The organism is Mycobacterium sp. NGS33 (assembly GCF_059812885.1).
The window spans coordinates 44,408-68,439 of record NZ_JCALDN010000005.1 but is presented as its reverse complement, the minus strand read 5'-3'; the positions used below and the strand labels follow the sequence as shown (position 1 = coordinate 68,439).

Here is a 24,032-nt window from a genome sequence, read left to right as displayed (position 1 = left end):
CGAGCATTCAACGAACCGCTGGCAGCATGCCTTTACCCGATCTTGACCAGGTATTGAATTGTCCCGCCGAAGATTGCTGACGTGAGTACGCTTTCAGCGGTGGAGCTGGGGGTTTTGGGGCCTCTCCAGGTCCGGCAAGGCGGGGCGCCCGTCGCGATACCGGGCGCGAAACCTCGCGCCATCCTCACGATGCTGGGACTGCACGGCGGGTCCGTCGTGCCGGCCGACGCCCTCGTCGAACTGCTCTGGGGCGAGGAGCCGCCGCGCACGGCCGCCAAGGCCCTGCAGACACACATCTCCTCGATACGCCGCGCCCTGGGCGACGGCTTTGTCCTGACCCAGGGGGCGGGATGGGTTCTGGGCGAAAGCCAGATTGATGCCTCCCGCTACAAGTCGGCGGCCCGGCTGGGGCGCGACGCCGCCGCTGCGGGCGACACCAGCCAGGCAGTGGCCCGGTTCGAGGAGGCCCTTGCCCTGTGGCGTGGGATCCCCGAACTTCCGGATGGCCGGCGCGGAACGTCGGAAAAGACGCGATGGATCGAAAGCCATGCCGCGCTGGTTGAAGACCGGGCGGATGCGCTGCTGGCCACCGGCCGCGCCGCGGAAGTCATCGGCGATCTCGAGGCGGCGGTGGCTGAGGCCCCGCTGCGGGAACGACGATGGGGTCAGCTGATGCTCGCCCTCTACCGGGCCGGCCGGCAAGGCGAGGCGCTCGGCGCGTATCAACGGGCGCGCTCACTGCTCGCCGACGAGCTCGGGGTGGATCCCGGCCCCAACCTCCGCCGGCTCGAGGCCGCGATCGTCGCACAGGACGCGTCGCTGGATATTGCTGTGGCACAACACGCTCCATCGGTGACGCGCGCGGTGACCTTCCTGCTCACCGACATCGAGGGGTCGACGGCCGCCTGGGAAGCCGATGCCGAGGCGATGGCCGCGGCGCTCGCGCGCCACGACGAGCTCGTGGAACAGGTGGTGACGTCGCGCGGAGGTCGGCTGATCAAGACGCGCGGCGAGGGGGACGCGACGTTTTCGGTGTTCGACCGGCCTTCCGCGGCCGCCTCCGCGGCGGTGGAGCTGCAGGACGCGATCGCGCACGAGCCGTGGGCCTCGCGCGATCCCATCCGTGTCCGGATGGCCCTGCATACCGGCGAGGTCGAGCTTCGCGACGGCGACTACTTCGGCCGGGCCGTCAACCGGGTCGCACGGCTGCGATCACTGGCCCAGGGTGGCCAGATCCTGTGCTCCGGCGCGACCGCCGAGCTCGTCATCGACACGTTGGCCGACGATGTGGTGCTCACCGACCTCGGGATGCGTCAGCTGAAAAACCTCGCGCGCCCCGAGCATGTTTTCGAACTGCGGCTGGAAACCGGTGTCGGGCAACCGGAATCGCGTACACCCGAGGCGGCCCCCTTGGAGCGTCCCGGCCTGCCCGCGGTACTTGTCGGCGCGGGGCCCTTCGTCGGCCGCGGCCGCGAACTCGACGGGCTGCTGGCGGCGTGGCAGGCCGCGCTGACCGCTGGTGTCCGCACGGTGTTGATCGCCGGTGAGCCCGGTGTCGGGAAGACACGTCTGGCCGGCGAATGGTCGCAGCGGGCGTATCAGCTTGGAGCCATCGTGCTGTACGGCCGTTGCGACGAGGATCTGGGCGCGCCCTATCAACCGTTCGCGGAAGCGTTGCGTTCGCTGGCGCCCTGCATGGGAGTCGACCGGTTGAGGGGGCTGCGCGGCGTCGAGGCGTTGCTGTCACTGGTGCCCGGGCTGGCCGACGTCGTGCCCGATCTGGTTCGCCCGGCACATTCGGATCCCGACACGGAGCGCTACGCGCTTTTCGATGCCGTCGTCGCGCTGCTGGAGGCCGCCTCGACGAGCGCGCCGGTCCTTCTTGTTCTCGACGACCTGCACTGGGCGGCCAAGCCGACGCTGCTGCTGCTGCGGCATCTGCTCCGCTTCGGCGAGCACGCGCGCGTCCAAATCGTTGGTACCTACCGCAGCACCGACCTCGACCGCGCGCACCCGTTGGCGGCGATGCTGGCCGACCTTCACCGGGATGGCACGGCCAATCGGCTCAGTCTCGGCGGCCTCGACGAGGACGACGTGACCACCTATGTCGCCGAGGCGGGCTACGACGACGAGGAACTGGCCCACGCGCTGGCCTCGGTCACGGGCGGCAACCCCTTCTTCCTCATCCAGGCCCTGCGCCATGTCGACGAGAGTGGCGGCGTGTGGGACCAGAGCACGCTGCCCCAGGGCGTGCGGGAAGCCGTGAGCCGCAGGCTTTCTCGGCTGCCGGGCGAGACGAACAAAGCCCTGGCCGCCGCCGCGGTCGTCGGCAGCCGTTTTGCGCTGGAGCTGGTCGAGCAGGTGGTCGGCACAGACCTCGTCGACGCGTTCGACGAAGCGCGCCAAGCCGGCATCGTCATCGAAGAGTCCGGCGGGTTCTACCGGTTCAACCACGCCATCGTCCGGCAGTCTCTGCTCGCCGAGCTGGCGTCGGTGCGCCGCATGCGATTGCACCAGCGCATCGCCACCACATTGGAGACGTTGCCGGGCGCCGACGACGAACTGCTGGCCGAACTGGCTCATCACTATTTCGAATGTGCTTGGGCGGGAAACGCGGCCAAGGCCGTCTTCTACTGCCGGCGCGCCGCGGACCAGGCGATGGCACGACTCGCCTACGAGGGCGCCGCCGACCTTTACCACCGCGCCCTGCACGCGCTCGAGGAGATCGACGACGAGCTTCCCGACCGCGACGACCAGACCGTTGAACTATTGGTCGCACGTTGTGAAGCCCTGCTGGCCGCGGGTGACGTGGCCTCCGCCGCCGGCGCGGTCTCTCAATTGCAAGCCGCAACAGTGGATTCGGCCCGGCTGGCGGCGTGGGCGACATGCTTCGACGGCCAGCTCAGCATGTTGATTCATCCCGAGCGGCTCGACGAGGTCGAAGCCGCGTTAGGCGACGCGGCGGCCAAACTCGCCGAGCTGGACGACGCCGCCGGAGAAGCCAAGGCGCACACCGTGCGCGCCGGGTGCCTCGCCCGTCTCGGCCGCATCGGCGACAGCGAAGTCGCCCTGGATGACGCCCTGACCGCGGCGCGCCGGGCACGCGAACACCGCCGGGTGAACGCGGTGTTGGCGGGCGCACCACTCGCGGCGTTGTGGGGCCCCAACCCGGTTCCGCGCGCCGGCGGCCGGTGCCTGGATGTGGTTCGGCTGCTTCGGATCACGACCGACTCTCCCGCCGTCGAAGCCACCTCGACGAGATGCCAGGCCGTCCTCGAGGCGTTCCGCGGCCGCACCGCCGCGGCCCGGCGGATGATCGATTCGGCCCGGCGCACCGTCACCGAGCTTGGCCTGCGCCACGCGCTGCTCGAGGTCGAGCAGTTCGCCGGCATCGTCGAACTCATCGGCAATGATCCCGCCGCGGCGGAGACGCATCTGCGCAAGGCCTACAACGGCTTTCGTCGCATGGGCCTGGACGCCGACACCGCAGAGACCGCCGCGCTGCTGGGCCGCGCATGCCTGGCTCTCGACCGCGAGTCCGAGGCAAGTGAATTGTGCGCGGAAAGCGAGCGTCTGGCCGGCCATGCCCTGAAGGCGTCGATCGCTTGGCGCACGCTCCGGGCACACCTGCTGGCACGCGGCAACGACTACGATGCGGCACGCCAAGTTGCCCAGGCGGCAGTGACTTTGGCCGAGCGCACCGACGCACTGGTCGATCACGGCGACGCATGCCTGACGTTGGCAACTGTCTTGGGGCGGGGCGGCGACGTCGCGGCGGCGCGAGCCGCCGCCGAGCAAGCGGTCGAGCTGTACGACCGCAAAGGCGCTGCAGCGCTTGCGGATATGGCGCGGGCCGTTCTCGGCGAGAGGGCTCAACCGGCGAGGCCGGCTTCTCCGCCTGCGCCAGTCGTCCAGCTGGACAGCGAATGCGTGCGAGTGGGCGAACGGGTGATGGCCGCTGTCCATCGCGGGGACTGGGATGAGTTCGAGCGCCTCTTCGCACCCAACGTCTCGATCGAGAATCGCCGGAAGATCGTCGGCGTCCCGCTCACATCGGACGCGATGCGACGGGAGATGAGGCGCGAACTCGAGAAAGGCGCCACGCGTATTGAGTATGTGATGGTCGCCGCGCGCGGCGAGCGGCTAGCACTCTCACGATTGATTACGACCGCTGCCGACGACGGCCCCGGAGCGCCGCAGAGCGAGCTCCTCCAGCTATACGCCATCGACGAGAACGGCCAAGTCGTGCGGCAGGTGTGGTTCGACGTCGAGGACATGGACGCCGCGATCGCCGAACTCGACGCCGAATATGCGCGGCTTGAGTCCGAGCAGCCGACTTCGCGAAGGCTTGAAAACGCTGCGACGCGCGTGTACGAGCGCCTGCACGCGCATTTCGCGGCCCGCGACTGGGACGCGATAACCGAACTCCTCACCGACGACTACTACGGTGACGATCGCCGTTCGGTGGTAGGCGCCGGGACCCGCCGCGGCCCGGCTGCTGCGATCGAAGACTACCGGTCGGCCGCCGACATCGAGGTGACGGACGCGACGTCACACACCGTCGCAACCCGTGGAGGGCGCCTCGCCCTCAGCCGCGCCCGCTACTCGCGAAGCGGCCCGGAACCAGACGCGTTCCACGTCGATTTCCTACAGATAGTCGAAATCGACAGCGCCGGGCGAATCGCGGCGATGGCCGCGTTCGACCTCGACGACTTCAACGCTGCTGTCGCCGAACTCGATCGGCGGTATCTGGTTGGTGAGGCCGCGCCGCACGCGCGCACGTGGTCGGCTGTCGCGCGTAGCTACGCCGCGCTCAACCGAGGTGAGCCGCCGCTGACCTCGCCGGACTGCGTCAACGTCGACCATCGACATGAAACGGAATTCGGGCCTGGCGACGTGACCGCATACATCAACGCCGGCTGGGATGCTCAGCAGGACATCACCGTCTATGCCGAGCAAGTACATCGCCTGAGCGACACCGGAGCAGTCATCACTTATGCGGCACAGGAGCTTTCGGCGGAGGGCCTCAAGGCTGAGTGGCGCGGGATCGCGGTTTTCGCGGCCGAGCAAGGGATGATTCACCGGACCGAGGTCTTTGGCGAGGCGGACATTGAGGCCGCGATCGCGCGGTTCGAGGAGCTCCACCGACCGGCGCCGCAGCTGGAAAACGCGGCCTCGCGCGTATTCCAGCATGTCTGGTCGCACTTCGCCGCTGGTGACTGGAACGCCATGGCTGAAACGGTGGCCGACGACTATGTCGGCGTTGATCACCGGCGGGTCGTGGGCGCCGAGATCCAACATGGTCGGGACGACGTGATCAGAGACTTGCAGGCAGCCGCTGAAGTAGGGTTCACGATCTCGATGGTGAGCGCCATTGCGATCCGTGGAGAACGTCTCGTCCTCGCGCGGAGCCGCGCGGCCGGCCGCGATCCCGGCGCGGTCCAAAACGATGCCCTCAACGTCGTCGAGGTCGACGCCGACGCCCGCATCGCGCGGGTCGTCTCGTATGACCTTGAAGACTTCGACGCCGCCATCGCCGAGCTCGACGCCCGCTACCTCGCCGGCGAGGCGGCAGCCTATTCGCAGCCATGGTCGGCCATCACTCGAGCCATCTCTGCGCTCAACCAGCGCGAGACGCTTCCCACCACGGCAGAGTGGGTCAATGTCGACCACCGACATGGGCCGTCGTTCGCGCCTGGTGAATTGCACGCACTACTCAGCTCGTGGAACCGCACGCACAGGTTGAGCAGCTTCATTGAGGCCGTACATCGGTTGAACGGCGTCGGAGCGGTGGTCACCACCGTGTCGCAGGAGACCTCACGAGAGGGTCTCGACGCCGAGTGGCGAGCCGTCAGTGTTCTCACCATCGCGGGCGACCTCATCGACCGCTCCGAGTTCTTCGACGAGTCCGGCCTCGATGCCGCGATTGTCCGGTTCGAGCAGCTCACCCGACCGGTGCAGCAACCTGAGAATGCGGCGAGCCGTGCCAACCAACGCTTTCAGGCGTGGTTCGCGGCTCGTGATTGGATGGCGCTCGCTGAAGGATTGGCCGACAACGTTTTCCACGACGATCGCCGGCGCGTGGTCGGTATGGGAGTGCGACGAGGGCGGGACGCCATGATCGCCGAGATACGCGCACTCGTGGGAATCGGCGTGATGACCGCGACATCCGACGTCATCGCAACCCGCGGACAGCACGTCGTGCTGAGTCGAGTCCGAACATGGGGACGCGACCGACGGCCGGAAGCGTTCCACACCGATGCGCTCGAGATGATCCAGATCGACGCCGACGAAAAGATCGTGGCACGCGTGGTGTTCGACGTCGACGACCCCGACGCTGCGTTCGAGGAGATCGATGCGCGGTACGTCGCCGGCGAAGCGGCCACCTACGCAGACACGTGGGCGCTGATCACGGCGGGCGACGCTGCGCTCAACCGGTATGAGACGCCGGCGCACACAGAGGACTGGGTCAATATCGACCACCGCCGGGCGACGGCCTTCGCCCAAGGCGAACTGATCGCATACATGCGTGCCGGTTGGGACTTCGCCCGAGACATCACGAATCGCATTCTCGCCGTCCATCGGTTGACCGACCGAGGTGCAGTCGTCACCCACTTGGCACACGGCACGTTGCAGAACGGATCGGACGTCGAATGGCGCGAGGTCATACTTGTCACTTTCGACGGCGATCTGTGCAACCGGAGTGAGCTGTTCGACGAAGCAGATCTGGGCACCGCCATCGCGCGGTTCGAGCAGCTGAGCAGGCCCGCGCCCCAGCTGGACAACGCCGCTAGCCAAGTCGCCGAGCGCTTCTTTGCGTACTTCGCGGCCCTCGACTGGGACGCGGTAGCAACAACACTGGCTCTCAATGTTTCTCACGACGATCGCCGGCGCGTGGTCAATGCTGGGGTCCTACACGGTCGCGATGCCCAAATAGCGAACCTGCGAGCCATCGCTGAGGTCGGAATCTCGAATTTTCGGTCGACAGTCTTAGCGACTCGCGGCGCGCGCTTGGCCCTCATCCACACCCGTTCCTCGGGCCCGGACCGGGCTACCGCGGAAGCCCTCACGGAGGAACTCGGCGTCATCGAGATTGACTCCGACACGCGGATGGTGGCATACGTCACGTTCGACGCGAGCGACTTCGACGCCGCCATCGCCGAACTCGATGCCCGCTACCTCGCCGGCGAAACTGCCGCTCACGCCGACACCTGGTCGGCGGTAGCCGGCGTGCACGCGATGTTCAACCGGCATGAGTACCCCCCAGAGAAATGGGTGACCGTCGACCACCGCCAAGGCACACCGTTCACTACCGGCGACATGACATCGGCCGTTTACACCCTCTTCGATCTCACCCCGGACTTCAAGGTGCACATCGAAGCTGTGCACGAAATCAACAGGCGCGGTGCGGTAATCACCAACTATGCACACGGCTCCTCACTTGACGGCCTGGGCGTCGAATGGCGCATGGTGATGCTTCTCATGGTCGACGACGGTCGACTCACCCGTTGCGAGGTATTCGACGAGACAGACCCGGACGCCGCCATCGCGCGATTGAAGGAACTCAGCCGGCCGGCGTCGCGGGTGGAGAATAGAGCGAGCCGTGCGGTCGAGCAGTTTCTGGCGCACTTTGCAGCACGCGACTGGGATGCAATGGCAGGGCTGCTCGCCGAGGATGTCTGCTCATACGACCGCCGCTCGATCATCAACGCCGGGATACGCCGCGGTCGAGATGCCGAGATGACGAACTGGAGAGCCACAGCCAGCGTGTGGAGTCGTCAGGACGCGTCGCTCGTCGCGACCCGCGGGGAACGCCTTGCGCTATTCAACGCCGCTTTCGCCAGCCGCAACCAGTCGCCTGAGGCGTTTGCCGCCGCGGCGCTCTGCGTCGTGGAGATCGACGACGACGACCGAATTGCACGAATTGGCATCGTCGAGGCCGGCGACATCGACGCCGCTTTCGAAGAGCTCGAAACCCGTTATCTGGCAGGCGAAGCGGCCGCACACGGGCCGACATGGTCAGCAGTCACACGAGCCTATGCCGGCGTCAACCGACACGAAAAACCGGGCGTGACAACGGACTCGGTGTACATCGACCATCGAGCGGCATTGACGACCGAGCCGGAGGATCTGGGCGCGTATTTTGCGGCCATGTGGGACCTCATGCCGGATGTCAGTGCCTACATCGAGGCTGTGCATCGGCTCAGCGACGCAGGAGCGGTCATCACCCATGTTGCCCGCGGAGCCTCGCAAGAGGGCTTTGAGGCGGAGTGGCGCACGATCAACGTTGGGACAGTCGAAGGCGACCTGATGAATTGCGTCGAGGTATACGACGAAGCGGATTTGGACGCCGCGATCGCAAGGTTTGAGGAACTCAACAGCCCGTCAACGGTATTGAAAAATGCTGCGAGTCAAGCGTACGAGCGTATTTGTGAGTACTTGAGTGCCCGTGACTGGGACGCCCTCGCCGGGTTAACGGCCGAAAACATCTCCGTCGACGACCGGCGGCGAGTGGTGAATGCCGGGATCATCACCGGCCGAGATGCAAACATCGAAAGCACAAGGGCGCTCGCTGAAGTCGGGTTCACCTTGAAGATGCTGAGCGTCATAGCGACTCGTGGCGCACGCCTCGCGCTGGTCCGTGTTAGCGTTTCGGGCCCCGACCCGGAAGGGATTTCAAACGACGTCCTGAACGTCATCGAGATAGATTCCGACGGACGAGTCGCGACGGACGTCATCTTCGATCTCGAAGACATCGACACCGCCTTCGCCGAGCTCGAATCCCTCTACGTCTCCGGCGAAGCGGCCAACTACGCCGCCGCGTGGTCGGTAATTATCGGCGCCAACGATCAATTCAATCGTCACGCGCTTCCCACGACGACACAGGATCCGGTTTACCTCGATCATCGACCCCTCGTATCGATCGACGGCGTCGATCTGGCCCGATCCGTCGGTGCCATGTGGGACCTCACCTCGGATGCCAACGCCTACATCGAAGCCGTGCATCAGCTGAGCGGGCTGGGAGCCGTCATCACCCAAGTGCTGAAAATGCGCTCGCAAGAGGGTTTCGACGCGGAATTGCGGTTGACCTACGTGATTACGGTCGAGGGCGACCTGCTCAGCCGCATCGAAGTCTTCGACGAGACAGATCTCGATGCCGGACTCGCCCGCTTCGACGAGCTCACCGACGAAGAACAACCGAAGTGACGGCGCCGCAGCTTCAACCGCTCTACCTGCTGGCAGACAGCCAGCTGCTGTTCTGGAAGCGTCACGACCGACTGCTTCTGGACGAAGCCCTCGACGCGCTGGCGTCCGACACGGCCCCGAGCGCGGCCTACATCGGCGCCTCAAACGGTGATCACGCGGAGTTCTACGAAATCTTCGACGCCGCAATGGATGCCGTGGGACTCGCCGATCGCGGCATGGTCAGATCGTCTTTCGGGCCCGACGACCGCGCCGTCCTGGAGCGTGCACAGTTGATCGTCCTCGCCGGCGGGGACGTGCGCCTGGGCTGGAACACCTTCGAGCAAACCGGGATGAAGGACGCGATTCTCGACCGGTACGCCAAAGGAGCCGTCCTCGTGGGCATTTCGGCCGGGGCGGTCCAGCTCGGGCGCTACGGAGTAGCCGACACACCGCAAACGTCCGCTTCCGAGCTGCTCAACCTGTTCGATCTGGTGCCGATGATCGTCGACGCGCACGACGAGCGAGCCGGGTGGACCCGGCTCACCCGAACGATTCTGCTGCTCAACGCATCGGTGACCGGGCTCGGAATCCCCACCGGCGGCGGAGTTATCGCGCACCCGGGCGGCACCATCGAGCCGCTGCGCCATCCCGCGCACGCACTCACCTTCGACGGCGTGGGCGTCACGCACTCGCTGTTGCCCGCCGCAGTCCGGCCAGCATACGAAAGCCCTTGACGGGCGACCAAAGCGCCTGTCATCGTTCGGCGAGACCATGACACACGCCTTCGACCCGACCGGACCCAACGGCCACCCGCGGATCGTCGCCGATCTGCTGCGACCCGATGCCTATGACCCGCCGGCCGACGATGTGCGTCTCCACGAAACGCACAGCTCGTGGGTCCTGCTCGCCGGGCCGTACGCCTACAAACTCAAAAAGCCGGTAAACCTCGGCTTCCTGGACTTCACCACCATCGAGCGGCGGCGCGCCGACTGCGAAGAGGAGCTGCGCCTCAATCGGCGGTTCAGCCCGCAGATGTACCTGGGCGTCGTCGAAGTCACCGAACGAAATGGCCGCTACCGCATAGGTGGCGAAGCGGGGTCGGGCGAGCCGGCCGTGTGGATGCGGTGCCTGCCGGAGGAGGGCATGCTGCCCGCGAAGCTCGCGCGCGGCGACGTGGACATTCGTCTCGCGCGGCGAATCGGTCGCACCCTGGCCAAGCTTCACGACAAGGCCGAGGCCGGTCCCGACATCGAGGCGTACGGCAGCGCTTCCAGCGTCGGGGCGAACTGGCGGGAAAACTTCGACCAGATCGTCCCTTTCATCGGACGAACCATCTCGAGCGACGTCAACGACGACATCCGCGCGTACGTCGAGCGGTTCCTGCGCAGCCAGGCGCCGTTGCTTGAGCGACGCGTGACCGACGGGCACGTCCGGGATGGGCATGGCGACCTGCACGCCGCCAGCATCTGCATCGACGACGGCCAGATCCAGCTGTTCGACAGCTTGCAGTTCGCGCCCCGCTACCGGTGCGCCGACCTGGCGTCGGAGGTGGCGTTTCTCGCCATGGATTTCGAGTACCACGGTCGCGCGGATCTGGCCTGGGCGTTCGTCGACTCCTATGTCCGGGCTGGCGGCGACGATGGATTGAAAAGCCTGCTCGACTTCTATACGTGCTATCGCGCCTACGTTCGCGGCAAAGTCCGCAGCTTGCGGCTGGCTCAGACCGAGCAGAGTTCCGATGGTGAAGGGCCTTCGCTTATCGCGGAGTCGCGGGCCTACTTCGATCTCGCGTGGGCCCATGCAGGCGGACTGCCACGTCCACCGGTGGTGGTCACCATGGGCCTCCCGGCAAGCGGCAAGACCACACTGGCGCGCGCTCTCGCCGGCCGCTTCGGGCTGGTGCACCTCTCGTCAGACGTGGCGCGCAAGAGAATGGCGGGGATCGAGCCCACCCGGCGCGGCACCGACGCATTCGGCTCGGGTCTCTATGACGAGGAGATGACGCGGACGACATACGCTGCACTGCGCCGCGACGCAGCCCGCTGGATACGCCGCGGCCGCGGCGTGGTCGTCGACGCCACGTTCGGCAACCCGGCTGAGCGTGCCCAGATGCAGAAGCTTGCGCATCGGCTCGGCGCCGATCTTCGTGTTGTCCTATGCGACGCCGACGATGCCACGCTGATGGCCCGTCTGGAGCGACGCGCCACCGAACGAGGCGTTGTCTCGGATGCACGCATCGAGTTGTGGCCCGAGCTGCGCGCCGCTTTCACGCCTCCCGACGAGCAGCAGTCCGTTCTGCGGGTCGACGCGACGCGGGACATCGAGGACACCGTCGAGCAGGCGGTGGCGCTGCTGCGCGCCTGCTATAGGTGAGGAGCGCGGGAACCGAGGCAAACAACAGAACCATTGCAGTGCTTGGCCTTTGGTCTCGCGCCGATCAACGACTCGATGTCTTGCCGCGTCGTCGCGGCGTGCGCTGGGCCGCCAACACGTCGTCATTGGCCAGCGATTGCGCCTGGGCGGCCAGCGTCGATGCCCGGTTGGCGTACGCAATCGCGTCGGCCTCGTTGCTCGCTTGCTTGTCGTGCGCCGCTGCCAGATGCCGTTTCGCGTCGTCGAGCCGGGCCTGGGCTTCGGATCCGATGTTGGCGCGATGCCGGGCGGCATAGTCCGAGATTTGGCGCAATCTGGTGTCCGCGGTCGACAACGCCTGCTGCACCGGATGATTGCCGCCGTCCACGGCCACCTGGCCACCGGAAGCGCTCGCGCGTCGGCGGCGCGCGCGAACCAGCAGCAGCAACAGCAGCAGGACGACCACGACGACGATGACGCCGATCGCGATCGGCAGCCAGCTCGACTTTGACGAGCTGGCCGGGTTGGGCGAGCCGGTCGACTTGTCCAACCCGTCCGCCGCCGCGACCGCCACCCCGCCCCAGTTCTTCGCGCCGAGTACGGGTTCAATCTGGTTGCTGCGCAAGCTGTTCAACTCGGCCGACGTCAGACCCGGCACCTGCGGGGGCACGCTGAACGCGTACAGCTTGGTGTTGGTGGCAACGGCCAGCAACACGTCGTGGTCGCCGATTCCGCTGGCGCTGCGTGTCTTATCGGCCCAGTTGTCGGGTTTGAACCGGGAAAAGTTGTCGACGTAGACGACCCACAATTGAATGTGCCGATCGCGGTACAGCCGGTCGAGTGCCGCAGCCACCGCCGTACGGTCGGAACCCGTCAGCACCCCGCTGCTGTCCGTGATGTGGTCGGTGAGCTTGAACGGGGGCTGCGCCCCGGCCGGGGTTGCCCAGAGCAGCCCCGCTACGAGGATCGTCAGGACCGCGCCGAACAGACGGACAACCCGCATACGGGTCAATCTAGCCGCCCGGTCGGGGGTTTGGGCAGGGGTCAAAGTCGTGGCATCCAGGGTGTGGCTCCACGTCATCACGGCTATGACCAGCGGAATCCCCCCTCGTCACGGACCCGGCGCGGGCCCCGATTGCGTACTGGACACCCTCTGGTTAAGCGCGTAACCTCTGTCGCGCGACTACAGCATTTCCCGCGAGCGAAGGACCATGAGGAACATTGAGTAACACCATCGCGGTCTTCAACCCGTCCACCGAGGAGCAGATCGCGGAGGTCCCCGATTCCGACCAGGCCGCCGTCGACGCGGCGGTGGCCCGAGCACGCGAGACCTTCGAGTCGGGGGTGTGGCGCAAGGCGCCCGCCTCCCACCGCGCGAACGTGCTCTTCCGCGCGGCGCGCATCATCGAGGAACGCAAGGACGAGCTGGCCGCGCTCGAGTCGCAGGACAACGGGATGAACCTGACGGCGGCGGGCCACATCATTCCGGTGTCGGTGGACATGTTGAAGTACTACGCCGGCTGGGTCGGCAAGATCCACGGCGAGTCGGCCAATCTCGTCTCCGACGGCCTGCTCGGCACCTGGGAGACCTACCACACGTTCACCCAGCTCGAGCCCGTCGGCGTCGTCGGCCTCATCATCCCTTGGAACGGACCGTTTTTCGTCGCGATGCTCAAGGTCGCGCCCGCCCTGGCGGCGGGGTGCAGCGCCGTCCTCAAGCCGGCCGAGGAGACGCCGCTGACCGCGCTGAAACTGGAGGAGATCTTCCGCGAGGCCGGTCTGCCCGACGGCGTGCTCAACGTCATCACCGGCTACGGCGAGACCACCGGGGCCGCGTTGACCGCGCACCCGGACGTCGACAAGATCTCGTTCACCGGGTCGACGGAGGTCGGTCGGCTGATCGTGAAGGCGGCCGCGGGGAACCTCAAGCGGCTGACGCTCGAGCTCGGCGGCAAGTCCCCGCTGATCATGTTCGACGACGCCAACCTCGACAAGGCCATCATGGGGGCGGGCATGGGTCTGCTTGCGGGGTCGGGACAGAACTGCTCGTGCACCTCGCGCATCTACGTCCAGCGCGGCATCTACGACAAGGTGGTCGAGGGTCTTGCGGGTTTCGCCCAGATGCTCCCGATGGGCGGCAGCGATGATCCGGATTCGGTGCTAGGCCCGCTGATCAGCGACAAACAACGCAAACGGGTCGAAGGCATCGTCAACGACGGCGTGGCCGGTGGCGCGCAGGTGATCACCGGCGGCAAGCCGATGGATCGCAAGGGCTACTTCTACGAGGCGACGATCATCACCAACACCACGCCCGACATGCGCCTGATCAAGGAGGAGATCTTCGGGCCGGTGGGCTGTGTGATCCCATTCGACGACGAGGACGAGGTGATCGCCGCCGCGAACGACACGCACTACGGCCTGGCCGGCTCGATCTGGACCGAGAACCTCTCCCGCGCCCACCGCGTCGTGAACGAGCTTCGCGCGGGCCAGATTTGGGTGAACTCCTCGCTCGCGGCGGACCCGTCGATGCCGATCAGCGGTCACAAGCAGTCGGGTTGGGGCGGCGAGCGCGGCCGCAAGGGAATCGAGGCCTACTTCAACACCAAGGCCGTCTACATCGGCCTGTGATCGAATTGGCGAGCGTAAGGTCACTGCGGAAATCCGCGTGAGTTTTCGCAGTGGACTTACGCTCGTGGGCTCCTTCACCACCAGCCGGCTCCACGAAATGATCGCGCCGAGGCAAACTCTGGGCCACGGCCGCGTGTGCTGGCATCGTTGCGATCTGTGCGGGTGTGGCTGAGTGGTTAGGCAGCGGCCTGCAAAGCCGTACACACGGGTTCAAATCCCGTCACTCGCTCCAATCAGAGAGATCAGGTCGCGACGCCGTCGAGATAGAACCATCGGCCCGCGCGACGCTCGAAACGGCTGCGCTCATGGAGACTGCCTGCGCGGCTTGCGGATTCGTAGCTGGCGGTGAATTCCACTTCCCCGGAATCGTCACCTGGGCCGCCGGCGACGATGTCGCTCACCTGTAGACCGGTCCAGGTGATGCCGGGATCGACGGTCACCTCGGCCGGCCGCGTGCGCGGATGCCAGGTGCGAAACAGGTAGTCGGCCTCGCCGCGCGCGAATGCCGAATATCTCGAGCGCATCAACGCCTCGGCCGTCGGGGCCTGCGACTCACCGTCGTGCAATGGTCCGCAACACGCGCGATACTTCTCGCCGCTGCCGCAGGGACACGGTTCGCTCATGCCAAGACCCTGACACACCCCTACGGCGACTCCCCCGGCGGCGCGGCGCCGGCGGCGTCCTGCAACACCTGCTGCAACTTGTCGAGCGGATCGCCCCCGGCCGGGTCGAGCCGGCGTGGCGGGATCTCCCGGCCGTCGGGTGTGACGGTGGCCAGCGGCGGCGGTGGTGGCGGAGGGGGAGGCGCAGCCGGGGGCGGCGGTGACGGCGGCGGCGCTTCCGGCGGTGCTGTGAGGCCGGTTCTCTTGGCAGCCAATCTGTTTGCGGCGTCGTCACGAAGGGCGTGCCGTTGCGGGTCCGGGTCGGTGTTGCCGGAGAAGCAGCCGCGCGGCGCGGCGTCGACGACGGCCAGCGCGCTCGCGTAGCGTTCGTCGGCGCGTGCCCGGTCCCCTGCCGCCGCGGCCCGGTCGCCTTGGGTTTCGCGGACCAGTTCCAGGTTGACCCGCACCGGGCAGGAACCGGCGGTGCTGCGGGTCAGCGCGTCGGTGAAGTGGGCGTCGGCATCCTCGAGTCGGCCGTCGAGCACGGCGGCGGTGCCCGCGGCGAACGGCGCCTTCGCCGGCTCTAGCAGGTTGGCCACGCCGAGTATCGCCGCATCGGCTTGCACCGCGCTCCCGTCGCCGCGGGCGAAGGAGCCCACGGCCCAATTCCCGGCGAGGACAACCGAGATCAGCTTGACGGCGATCAACAGCGCAAGGACGGTCACCGGGGCCGAGTAGACGACAAGGCGCCGTCGTAGCCGCAGGCGTGCCGGTCTGCGCGTCATGACACCAAGTCCCGTCGGGCGATGCGGCCGCGCCGGAACTCGCGCACCGAGAGGTAGATCTCGGCGAGCAGCAGTCCCGCCGCCAGCAGCGCAGGCAACCAGTACAGCTCGGTCCGATCGGCCTCGGCGCGGTGCGCAGTGTCGGGCAGTTTCGGCCGGAAGGGCTGCGCTCGATCCCGGTGGACGTAGGGTATATCGAGTTGTGCTGCCAGTCTGTGTAATTCGGCCTCGTCGATCGCATCGCCGCGGCCATATCCCAGCACCGCTCCCCCGGATACCGACCCCCGCGTGAGGTTGAACTCGCCCTGCGGCGCCTGCGATCCGGGCGCTCCCGAACCCAGGTAGAGCACGACGTTCCGTGATCCCGGATATTGCTGGGCCGCCTGAATCAGCTGATAGCGCAGCACATTGTCCGCCGCTCCAGCGTTCGCGTCGGGGCCTGGGGTCGTCCGTGCGTCGAGCGCCGCGATCGTGGGTCGTAGACTCCAAACATCCTCCGACAGCGGCCAATCGAGGGAGGCCTTCGAGTCGAAGGTGATGAGCGCGAACCGTGCCGCGGGGTACTGCCTGGTCAAGTCCGCGATGTCGTCGCGCATCGCCGCGATCCGCGGTTCGCCGTTGCCGTAGTCGTCGATATTCGAGTCCGCCGACAGATCGACGACGAGAAACACGTTGAGATCCGTGCCGGCCGCCGGCGTCGCGTCGCGGCGATTTTCGTTCAGCAGGGCCGGGCGGGTGGTCGCGATGATGAGCAGCAGCACCACGAGAGTCACGCCGGTCCAGCGCATTACCGCGCGGCGGCGGCGGCTTCCCGCCGACGCAAGCACCCGCCACAGCGCCACCAGGCGGGCCAGCGCAAGCGCGCCGGCGACGACCGCGAGGATCGGCCAGGGCAGCAGGGTTTGAAAGGTCATCGGCGCAACACCAATAGGGCCACCGAGAGCACGGCCGCCGATAGAAGCGCGATCACCAGGGGCAGCGCAGGCGCGTCATGGACGTCCGCGGTCACGACGGTGCCGTCGGCGCGGCGCACCGGCGGGGCGTGTGCCCGAATCCCGTTGAGCGCCGTGGTCACCGACGTCGCGCCTGCCACGACGTACCGGCCGCCGGTCTGTCGGGTCAGCGCGGCCAGCGAACCGCTCGCCGGCGACGGGGCGGTGTCGATCACATTGATCTGTGCCCCGGCACGCTCGGCCAGGGCCCGAACGCTGGCATCGGCGAACAGTGCGGCGCGCTGCTCCGCAGCGGTGCGCAGATCCGACGGACCAAGATAGATCACCGAGCGCCGATGCGTGTTGCGCTGCTCGGTCGGCGGGAATCCCGAGAGGCATAGCGCAAGAACGTCATTCACGCTGGCGGCATAGTCCGTGTAGGGCACTTGCGGGGCGAATGGCGCCGGGTGCGCCTGATGGGCGCTGAGGTAATCACCGAATTGCCCCGCGGCGTACTGATGGTCGCGCGTCAGCGGCACCACGCGGCGGTTGACCGATGTCAGGCCGATGCGTTGGGTCTGCGGTGAGGTGGTGGTCTGGCGCGCGAAGTAGTCGAGCAGTTCGGCGGTAGCCGCATCGGTCACCGGTTGCCCGACACACACCATGATGTCTTCGGGGTGCGCCGCGTCGAAATCGTTGCTGGCCACGCTCGGACGGGCGGCGGCCCACGTCGCGGCGGCGAACATGACCGTCAGCACCACCAACGTCACGATCGTCGAGAGCGACCGCAGCCGGGCCACTTTGGCGTACTCGGGCAATCGGGTCAGCCGCGCGACGTTGGCCAACGGACGTAGTCGGCGGCGAGCCGAGGTCATCGGTAACAGCGCCGCCAGCGCGACGGCCGCGACAAAGCAGGCCGACCCGATGGCCGCTACCGGCCACCACCTCAGGTCCACGACCGGATCAACTCCTGCGCCCGGGCGCTCACGTCGGCGACGTCGGCTCGCGCCTCGGCGTTGAACTGCGCATCATTCAGCCGGGCCAACAGGGGCGCGGCGGCGGCGAGGCTCGCGTCGGCCAGGGCGCCGACATGCAGGTATTGGGCCCGCACGCCGGTCGCTTGATGCAGAAAGCTACGCACCGTCCGGCTGATCGCCGCGCATGCCGCCGGGGCCGATATCTGCCCGGCCTCGTGCTCGTCGGTGATCCCCCGCACGCGGCTGGCGAACCGCTGGCGGATCAGCCGGGCGTGCATCCGCCGGACGACGGGGATGCGCCGCAACCGCCGCGACGGCAGCGTCCACACGAAAACGCCCGCGTACCAACCGAAGACGGCCAGGAGCAGCAGCACGCCCAGCCACAGCCACCACGGCGAGTAGGGCTGCGGACCGAACACATGGCGCAGCAGATCATCCGGCACGCGCCGCCACCTCGGTCAGGCGGACGAGTTCGCGCCGAATGTCGTTGCTGCCCGCGATCGTCGCATGCGGGATCGCGTGCGCGGTCAAAAACGCATCCAGGCGGGCGCGGCGGGCCCGCTCGGCGCGGCGATACGCGGCGACGACCCGCGGTCCGAGGTCGGCACCGTTCAAGACGAAGCGTCCGGTGGCGACGTCGTATCCGTCGGTGTCGTCGGGGCCCACGGCGGGCATGTCCGAGACCATCGCCCACATGATGTCGTGCCGCCCGGTCAATCTGGTGAGCATTTCGCTGAGCCGCTCGTCGACATCGGGTTCGTCGGACACCACGATGATCAGCATGGTGTGCCGGTAATGCGTTGCGACGTAATCGAGTTGGGCGGCGATGTCGCTGCGGCCGGGGCCGGCCGTCGTGTGCTGATACCAGCGGTGCAGCAGCCCCTCGATGTGCGACTCGCCGCGCCGCTGCGGGATGTTCACACAGCCGCGGCGATCACCGTAGACCATGCCGATCTGGTCGGATCGCCGCAGGCCGATCAACCCCACCGCGCTTATGATGTGCGCTGCCACATCGCGTTTGGACTCTCCGCTCTGGGCCAGCGCCGACATGTTGCGGCCTCCGTCGGCGACGAGCAGGATCTTGTGGTGCTTTTCGGAAACGAACCGCTTGATGAGCACGCCGCCCGACCGCGCGGAGGCCTTCCAATCGATGTCGCGGACGTCGTCGCCCGGAACATACGGGCGCAGGTCGTCGAATTCCATGCTGCGCGTATGCAATAGCGCGTAGCGACCGCCTTCGAGCAAGCCGCGGGTGTCGGTGCCGAAGTGGGCCTTCGCCCGGTTGAGGTGCTTGCCCACGGCCGGCCTCAGGGGACGCGGACGGCACGGAGCGCGGCGTCGACCACGACCTCGGGCGTGATGTCGGCGCTGGCCGCTTCGAATCCGAGAATGAGCCGATGGCGCAGCACCCGGTGGGCGAGATTCGCGATGTCTTCGGGCAGCACGTGCGCGCGCCCGGACAGCACGGCCTGCGCGCGGGCCGCCTTGCAGAACGCGATCGTGGCGCGGGGGCTGGCACCGTATTCGACCAGGCGCGCGATCTGCTTGGGCAGCGCGCGCTCGGGGTGGCGGGTGACGTCGACCAGTTGGCTGGCGTAGAGCATCAGCGCGCGGTCCATGTGGACGTGGCGCACCACCTCCTGGAGGCGCAGCACGTCGTCGAGGCCGACCACCGGCGGAGCCGGGCTTCCCCGGTCGTAGACGCCGGCGTCGATCCGCGTCATCACTTCCACCTCCTCCTGCGGGGAGGGGTAGCGCACGATCTCCTTGAGCAGGAAGCGGTCAGTCTGCGCCTCGGACAGCGGATAGGTGCCCTCCTGGTCGACGGGGTTCTGCGTGGCGATGACCAGAAACGGATCCGCCAGCGGGTGCACCTGCCCGGCGATCGTGGTCTGCCGCTCCTCCATCGCCTCGAGCATCGCGCTCTGCGTCTTCGCGCTGGACCGGTTGATCTCGTCGAGCAGGACGATGTTGGCGTGCACCGGACCGAGTTGGGTGACGAATGAGTTGGTCGCCGAGTCGTAGATCTGAGTGCCGAGGATGTCGCTGGGCAGCAGGTCCGGCGTGCACTGGATGCGCTGGAAGCGGCCGTGAATCGACTCGGCGAGCACCTTGGCGGCGGTGGTCTTGGCCAGGCCCGGCACGCTTTCGAGCAGGACGTGGCCGCCGGCGAGCAGGCCGATCAGCAGCGACTCGCGTAGGTCGCGCTGCCCCACGATTTTGGCGGCGAAGGCCTGGGCGATGGCGTCGACGGTCCCCAAGACACCGTCGAGTTCGCGCTGATCCGGTTGTGTTCGAGCTGTAGACATACGCTCGCCAAGATACCCAGGTACCGATTTCCCACACGTCGACGTGCGCGGCTGCCGCGAAACGGTTCGATTAGGGCCGGTTTTGTTGCGGGGGCCGCTTGAGCTTGTTTTCCGCCTCGAGCCGCAACCGGATCGCCCGCGCCCGCGCCTCGGCGGCCCGAGCCTGGGCTTCGGCGGCTTCGGCGCCCGCCCACACCTCGGCGGCCCGAGCCCGGGTTTCGGCTGCTTCGGCGCGCGCCCGCGACTCGGCGGCCAGAGCCTCGGCCTCGGCCGCTTCGGCGCGCGCCCGCTCCCGCACCCGCGCCTCGGCGGCCGCGGCCTGCGTTTCGGCGGCTTCGGCGCGCGCCCGCGACTCGGCCACCAGCGCTTCGGCCTCGGCGGCTCTCGCCCGCTTGCGCGCCTCGGCCGCCATGGCCTCGGTTTCGGCGGCTTCGGCCCGCTTGCGCGCCGCGGCGGCCAGCGCCTGCGCTTCGGCGGCCTCGGCTTGTTTGCGCGCCTCGATGGCCGCGGCTTCGGCTTCGGCGGCTTGTGCGCGCGCCCGCTCACGGGCCCGGGCTTCGGCGATCAAGGCCTGGGTCTCGGTGGCTTCCGCATGCGCCCGCGCCTCGGCGGCCAGGGCTTCGGGCGCGGCGGCTTTGGCCCGCTTGCGGGCCTCGGCGGCCAGGGCGTGGGCTTCGGCGGCTTTGGCCTGCTTGCGGGCCTCGGCGGCCAGCGCGTGGGCCTCGGCGGCTTCGGCCCGCTTGCGCGCCTCGGCGGCCAGCGCTTCGGCGGCCGCGGCTTCCGCGCGTGCCCGCTCCCGCTCCCGCGCCTCCGCGGCGAGCGCTTCTGCCGCGGCGATCTCGGCCTGCGCCCGCGCCTCGGCGGCCACCGCTTCGGGTTCGGCGGCCAGCGCCTCGGCCGCGGCGGCTTCTTCCTGCGCCCGCGCCTCGGCGGCCAGGGCTTCGGCTTCCGCGGCCAGCGCCTCGGCTTCGGCGGCCAGGGCTTCGGCGGCGGCGGCGTCAGCGCGCGCCCGCGCTTCGGCGGCCAGGGCTTCGGCTTCCGCGGCCAGCGCCTGAGCGGCGGCGGCTTCGGCCTGCGCCCCCGCGTGGGCCTCCACCTTTTCTCGCGGCGGCGTCGGTTTGGGCTGCATTCGGGGCTGGTTGAGGAGCGGCTGACGGTTCGGCCTCGGGGCGCCGGCGACCCGCGCCTGCTGCTCGGCCACCCGGTACGGACCGGCCAGGAAATCGATCAATACCAGCGCCACGCCGGCCAGCAGGACCAGCGGCAACGCCAACGAGGGGCGCGTGACCATCCCCCAGATGCCGGCGACGGTCAGCGGCGCCGCGAACAACACGGCGGCGCCGGGGTATCGACCGCCCAGCTCGAGGATTGTCGCGGGCACCGCCGAGGCCCGGGCGGCCAGCGGGAGCCGATCCGGCCGGCTACCGACGACTCTCTGAGATCCCACGATCCCTCTCCTTCACGGAGATGCTGGCACACAAAGAGTACTGCGCTAACGGGCGCGGCGGTGGATCAAATTTCCGTGTCTTGCCAGCAATATCGCCGTATTACCGGCGCCGGACGGCGACGCGGTCGGTCACGGTAGCTCGCGACGACGCCGAGCGTGTGCAGATACGTCACCGGGCGACAGGCGGCGCCAACCGCTTGGCGAGATACGGCGCCGTGCGGCTGTGTTTTGCGCGCGCCACCTTCTGCGGTGGCCCCGCCGCAACGACGCGACCGCCGTCGCCGCCGGCCCCCGGCCCCAGGTCGATCACCCAGTCCGCGCCCGCGACCATCCGCATGTCGTGTTCGGCCACCACGACGCTATTGCCCGCGTCGACCAGGCGGTGCAGCTGACGGTCGAGCAGATCCACGTCGGCGGGGTGCAGGCCGGTGGTCGGCTCGTCGAGGACGTAGAGGGTATGCCCTCGTCGGGGTCGCTGCAGTTCGGCGGCGAGCTTGATCCGCTGCGCCTCGCCGCCCGACAGCTCCGTTGCGGGCTGCCCGAGGCGGAGATAGCCCAGACCGACCTCTTGCAGCGTGGTCAGGCTCCGTGCCGCGGAGGCGACGTCGGCGAAAAACTCCGCGGCCTCATCGACGGTCATCGCCAGCACATCGGCGATCGTGCGGTCGCGATAGCGCACCTCGAGTGTCTCGTCGGAGTAACGCGCCCCGTGACACGTTGGGCAGGTGGCGTAAGTGCCTGGCAGGAACAACAATTCGACCGAGACGAACCCCTCCCCCTGACAGGTGGGGCAGCGACCTTCGGCCACGTTGAACGAGAACCTGCCCGCCGTCCAACCCCGACGACGCGCCTTCGGGGTTGCGGCGAATTCCCGGCGCACGGCGTCGAACAACCCGGTGTAGGTCGCCAGCGTCGAGCGCGGCGTGCGTCCGATCGGGCGCTGGTCGACGGACACCAGCCGGTTGATCTGCTCGGCACCCTCTACCGCCACACCGACACTCGCGTCATGATCGAGATCGGCTATGCCACTGTCGGTTTCGTCGTCTTCGGATTCGACCGCATCGGCCGCTCGTCCGGTGCCGAGCTGGCGGTGCACGACATCGCCGAGGACCTTGACGACGAGTGTCGACTTGCCCGACCCGGACACTCCGGTGACCGCGGTGTACACGCCAAGGGGCATGTCCACGTCGAGGTCTCGCAGATTGTGGAAGCAGATTCCGCGCAGCCGTAGCCACCCGGACGGCGTGCGCGGTTGACGAGGCGGCGGGCCGGCTGTGTCGAAAAGGTATCTACGAGTGACGGATTCCTCGATGTCGGCCAGACCGGGCACCGGTCCGCTGTAGAGCACGCCCCCGCCAAGCTCACCGGCGCCAGGTCCCACGTCGACGACCCAGTCGGCGCGGCGCACCACGTCCATGTCGTGTTCGACCACGAACAACGAATTGCCCGCGCGCCGTAAGCGATCGAGCACCTCGAGCAGCGGTTCGGCGTCGGCGGGGTGCAATCCGGCCGACGGCTCGTCGAGCACATAGAGCACGCCGAACAGGCCGGCGCGCAATTGGGTGGCCAGCCGCAACCGCTGCAGTTCGCCGGGTGACACCGTCGGAGTGCGGCGACTCAGCGTGAGATAGCCGAGGCCGAGATCGATGAGTACCTGCAGGCGTGCGACGAGGTCCGCGGCGATCATGGTCGCCACCTCCGTCAGCTCACCGGATTCCGTGGACTCGTACGCGGCCGCAGCGTCGGTCCGGGAAGCCGTCGGGCGCAACGCGTCGGCAAGCTCGACCAAGGGCATCGCCGTGTAGTCGGCGATCGTGCGCCCGGCGAACGTCACCTGCAGCGCCTCGGGCCGCAACCCGGAACCGTCGCACACCGGGCACTCGACGGTGTCGACGAATTGCAGTACGCGGCGACGCATCATCGCGCTGTGGGACTTGGCCAGCGTGTGGCGGACGTGACGTTCGGCGCTGGAGAACGTGCCGTTGTAGTAGTAATCGGCCTGCACCGCGTGCTGGCCCGGATCGATTTCGACCGTTGGCTGCTCGTCGGTGAACAGGATCCAATTACGTTGCCGCTTAGGAAGTTTGTGCCATGGCTTGTCGATGTCGTACCCCAGCGTGACAAGGATGTCGCGCAGGTTTTGGCCTTGCCACGCGCCCGGCCATGCGGCGACGGCGCCCTCGCGGATGGTCAGCGAGGGGTCTGGTACCAGCGTCTCCTCGGTCACCCGATGGATGCGTCCCAGCCCGTGGCACTCGGGACACGCCCCCACCGCGGTGTTGGGCGAGAACGCATCGGAGTCCAGGCGTTCCGTCGCCCCGCGCGGATAGGTGCCGGCGCGGGAGAACAACATCCGCAGCAGGTTCGACAGCGTGGTGACGGTGCCCACCGTCGACCGCGACGTCGCCGAGCCGCGGCGTTGCTGCAGCGCAACGGCAGGCGGTAGCCCGGTGATGTCGTCGACCTTGGGTGCGCCGGTGGGCAAGAGCAGCCGACGGGCGTACGGCGCGACCGATTCGAAGTAGCGGCGCTGGGCCTCGGCATAGATGGTCCCGAAGGCCAACGACGATTTGCCGGATCCGGAGATCCCGGTGAACGCGACCAGCGCGTCACGCGGCGCCACGACGTCGACACCGCGCAGATTGTGGACCCGCGCCCCGTAAACACGCACGCACGGGTCGATTTCGTCCGCGCTTTGATCGGGCAGTTGAGTCATCTTGCTCAGCCGAATACCCCTGTTACGGCCGCGGCAAGCGCTATGTTTGCTGCTCGCCATCGGATCTGATGCCTCAACCGCTCCCTGCTCTGGCCTAG

General features: G+C 67.9%; 14 protein-coding genes and 1 tRNA gene. 5 read left to right on the top strand and 10 right to left on the bottom strand.

Translation table 11 applies throughout. The features are described from left to right. The first annotated feature begins 99 nt into the window (after nt 1-99). From AC5Y5B_RS12220 to AC5Y5B_RS12210, 3 genes are read left to right on the top strand one after another with little or no spacing between them, the layout of a single operon-like run. Nucleotides 100-9,207 (top strand): BTAD domain-containing putative transcriptional regulator, encoded by a 9,108-nt coding sequence (locus tag AC5Y5B_RS12220; RefSeq protein ID WP_500005439.1) that lies wholly within the window; start codon nt 100-102, stop codon nt 9,205-9,207. Next, nucleotides 9,204-9,920, top strand: coding sequence for a Type 1 glutamine amidotransferase-like domain-containing protein (locus tag AC5Y5B_RS12215; RefSeq protein ID WP_500005438.1), 717 nt, complete (start codon nt 9,204-9,206; stop codon nt 9,918-9,920). Before AC5Y5B_RS12220 ends, AC5Y5B_RS12215 begins: the two co-directional genes overlap by 4 nt. Nucleotides 9,921-9,957: 37 nt before the next feature. Next, on the top strand, nt 9,958-11,559 hold the full coding sequence (locus tag AC5Y5B_RS12210; RefSeq protein ID WP_500005437.1) for a bifunctional aminoglycoside phosphotransferase/ATP-binding protein: 1,602 nt from the start codon (nt 9,958-9,960) through the stop codon (nt 11,557-11,559). A 64-nt stretch (nt 11,560-11,623) separates the two neighbouring features. Here the strand turns inward: AC5Y5B_RS12210 and AC5Y5B_RS12205 are convergent, their stop codons facing one another. Next, nucleotides 11,624-12,541, bottom strand: a complete 918-nt coding sequence (locus AC5Y5B_RS12205) for a TPM domain-containing protein (RefSeq protein ID WP_500005436.1) — start codon at nt 12,539-12,541, stop codon at nt 11,624-11,626. 218 nt (nt 12,542-12,759) lie between these two features. Here AC5Y5B_RS12205 and AC5Y5B_RS12200 point away from each other — a divergent pair, with 218 nt between their 5' ends. Next, nucleotides 12,760-14,166 (top strand): aldehyde dehydrogenase family protein, encoded by a 1,407-nt coding sequence (locus AC5Y5B_RS12200; RefSeq protein WP_066869510.1) that lies wholly within the window; start codon nt 12,760-12,762, stop codon nt 14,164-14,166. Nucleotides 14,167-14,324: 158 nt separating this feature from the next. Then, nucleotides 14,325-14,398 (top strand) — tRNA-Cys (locus tag AC5Y5B_RS12195). 10 nt (nt 14,399-14,408) lie between these two features. On the opposite strand, the gene AC5Y5B_RS12190 is transcribed toward AC5Y5B_RS12195, so the two are convergent. The 9 genes from AC5Y5B_RS12190 to AC5Y5B_RS12150 form a co-directional block, all read right to left on the bottom strand. Then, nucleotides 14,409-14,789, bottom strand: a complete 381-nt coding sequence (locus AC5Y5B_RS12190; protein ID WP_500005435.1) for a YchJ family protein — start codon at nt 14,787-14,789, stop codon at nt 14,409-14,411. Nucleotides 14,790-14,809: 20 nt separating this feature from the next. Further along, nucleotides 14,810-15,553 (bottom strand): hypothetical protein, encoded by a 744-nt coding sequence (locus AC5Y5B_RS12185; RefSeq protein WP_500005434.1) that lies wholly within the window; start codon nt 15,551-15,553, stop codon nt 14,810-14,812. Further along, nucleotides 15,550-16,467 carry a vWA domain-containing protein gene (locus AC5Y5B_RS12180; RefSeq protein WP_500005433.1) on the bottom strand — a complete coding sequence of 306 codons (918 nt, stop codon included), beginning with the start codon at nt 16,465-16,467 and terminating at the stop codon, nt 15,550-15,552. The genes AC5Y5B_RS12185 and AC5Y5B_RS12180 overlap by 4 nt, the downstream gene beginning before the upstream one ends. Further along, on the bottom strand, nt 16,464-17,441 hold the full coding sequence (locus AC5Y5B_RS12175) for a hypothetical protein (RefSeq protein ID WP_500005432.1): 978 nt from the start codon (nt 17,439-17,441) through the stop codon (nt 16,464-16,466). Before AC5Y5B_RS12175 ends, AC5Y5B_RS12180 begins: the two co-directional genes overlap by 4 nt. Then, nucleotides 17,432-17,905 (bottom strand): hypothetical protein, encoded by a 474-nt coding sequence (locus tag AC5Y5B_RS12170; protein ID WP_112633142.1) that lies wholly within the window; start codon nt 17,903-17,905, stop codon nt 17,432-17,434. The genes AC5Y5B_RS12175 and AC5Y5B_RS12170 overlap by 10 nt, the downstream gene beginning before the upstream one ends. Beyond that, complete coding sequence (locus AC5Y5B_RS12165) at nt 17,895-18,761, bottom strand: DUF58 domain-containing protein (RefSeq protein WP_500005431.1); 867 nt, start codon at nt 18,759-18,761, stop codon at nt 17,895-17,897. The genes AC5Y5B_RS12170 and AC5Y5B_RS12165 overlap by 11 nt, the downstream gene beginning before the upstream one ends. 8 nt (nt 18,762-18,769) lie before the next feature. After that, nucleotides 18,770-19,771 (bottom strand): AAA family ATPase, encoded by a 1,002-nt coding sequence (locus AC5Y5B_RS12160; RefSeq protein WP_500005430.1) that lies wholly within the window; start codon nt 19,769-19,771, stop codon nt 18,770-18,772. Between the two features lie 70 nt (nt 19,772-19,841). After that, nucleotides 19,842-21,218: a hypothetical protein gene (locus AC5Y5B_RS12155; RefSeq protein ID WP_500005429.1), complete on the bottom strand. Its 1,377-nt coding sequence runs from the start codon at nt 21,216-21,218 to the stop codon at nt 19,842-19,844. Nucleotides 21,219-21,387: 169 nt separating this feature from the next. Further along, a complete protein-coding gene (locus AC5Y5B_RS12150; RefSeq protein ID WP_500005428.1) occupies nt 21,388-23,934 on the bottom strand; it encodes an excinuclease ABC subunit UvrA in 2,547 nt (848 codons plus the stop codon). Between the last annotated feature and the right edge of the window lie 98 nt (nt 23,935-24,032).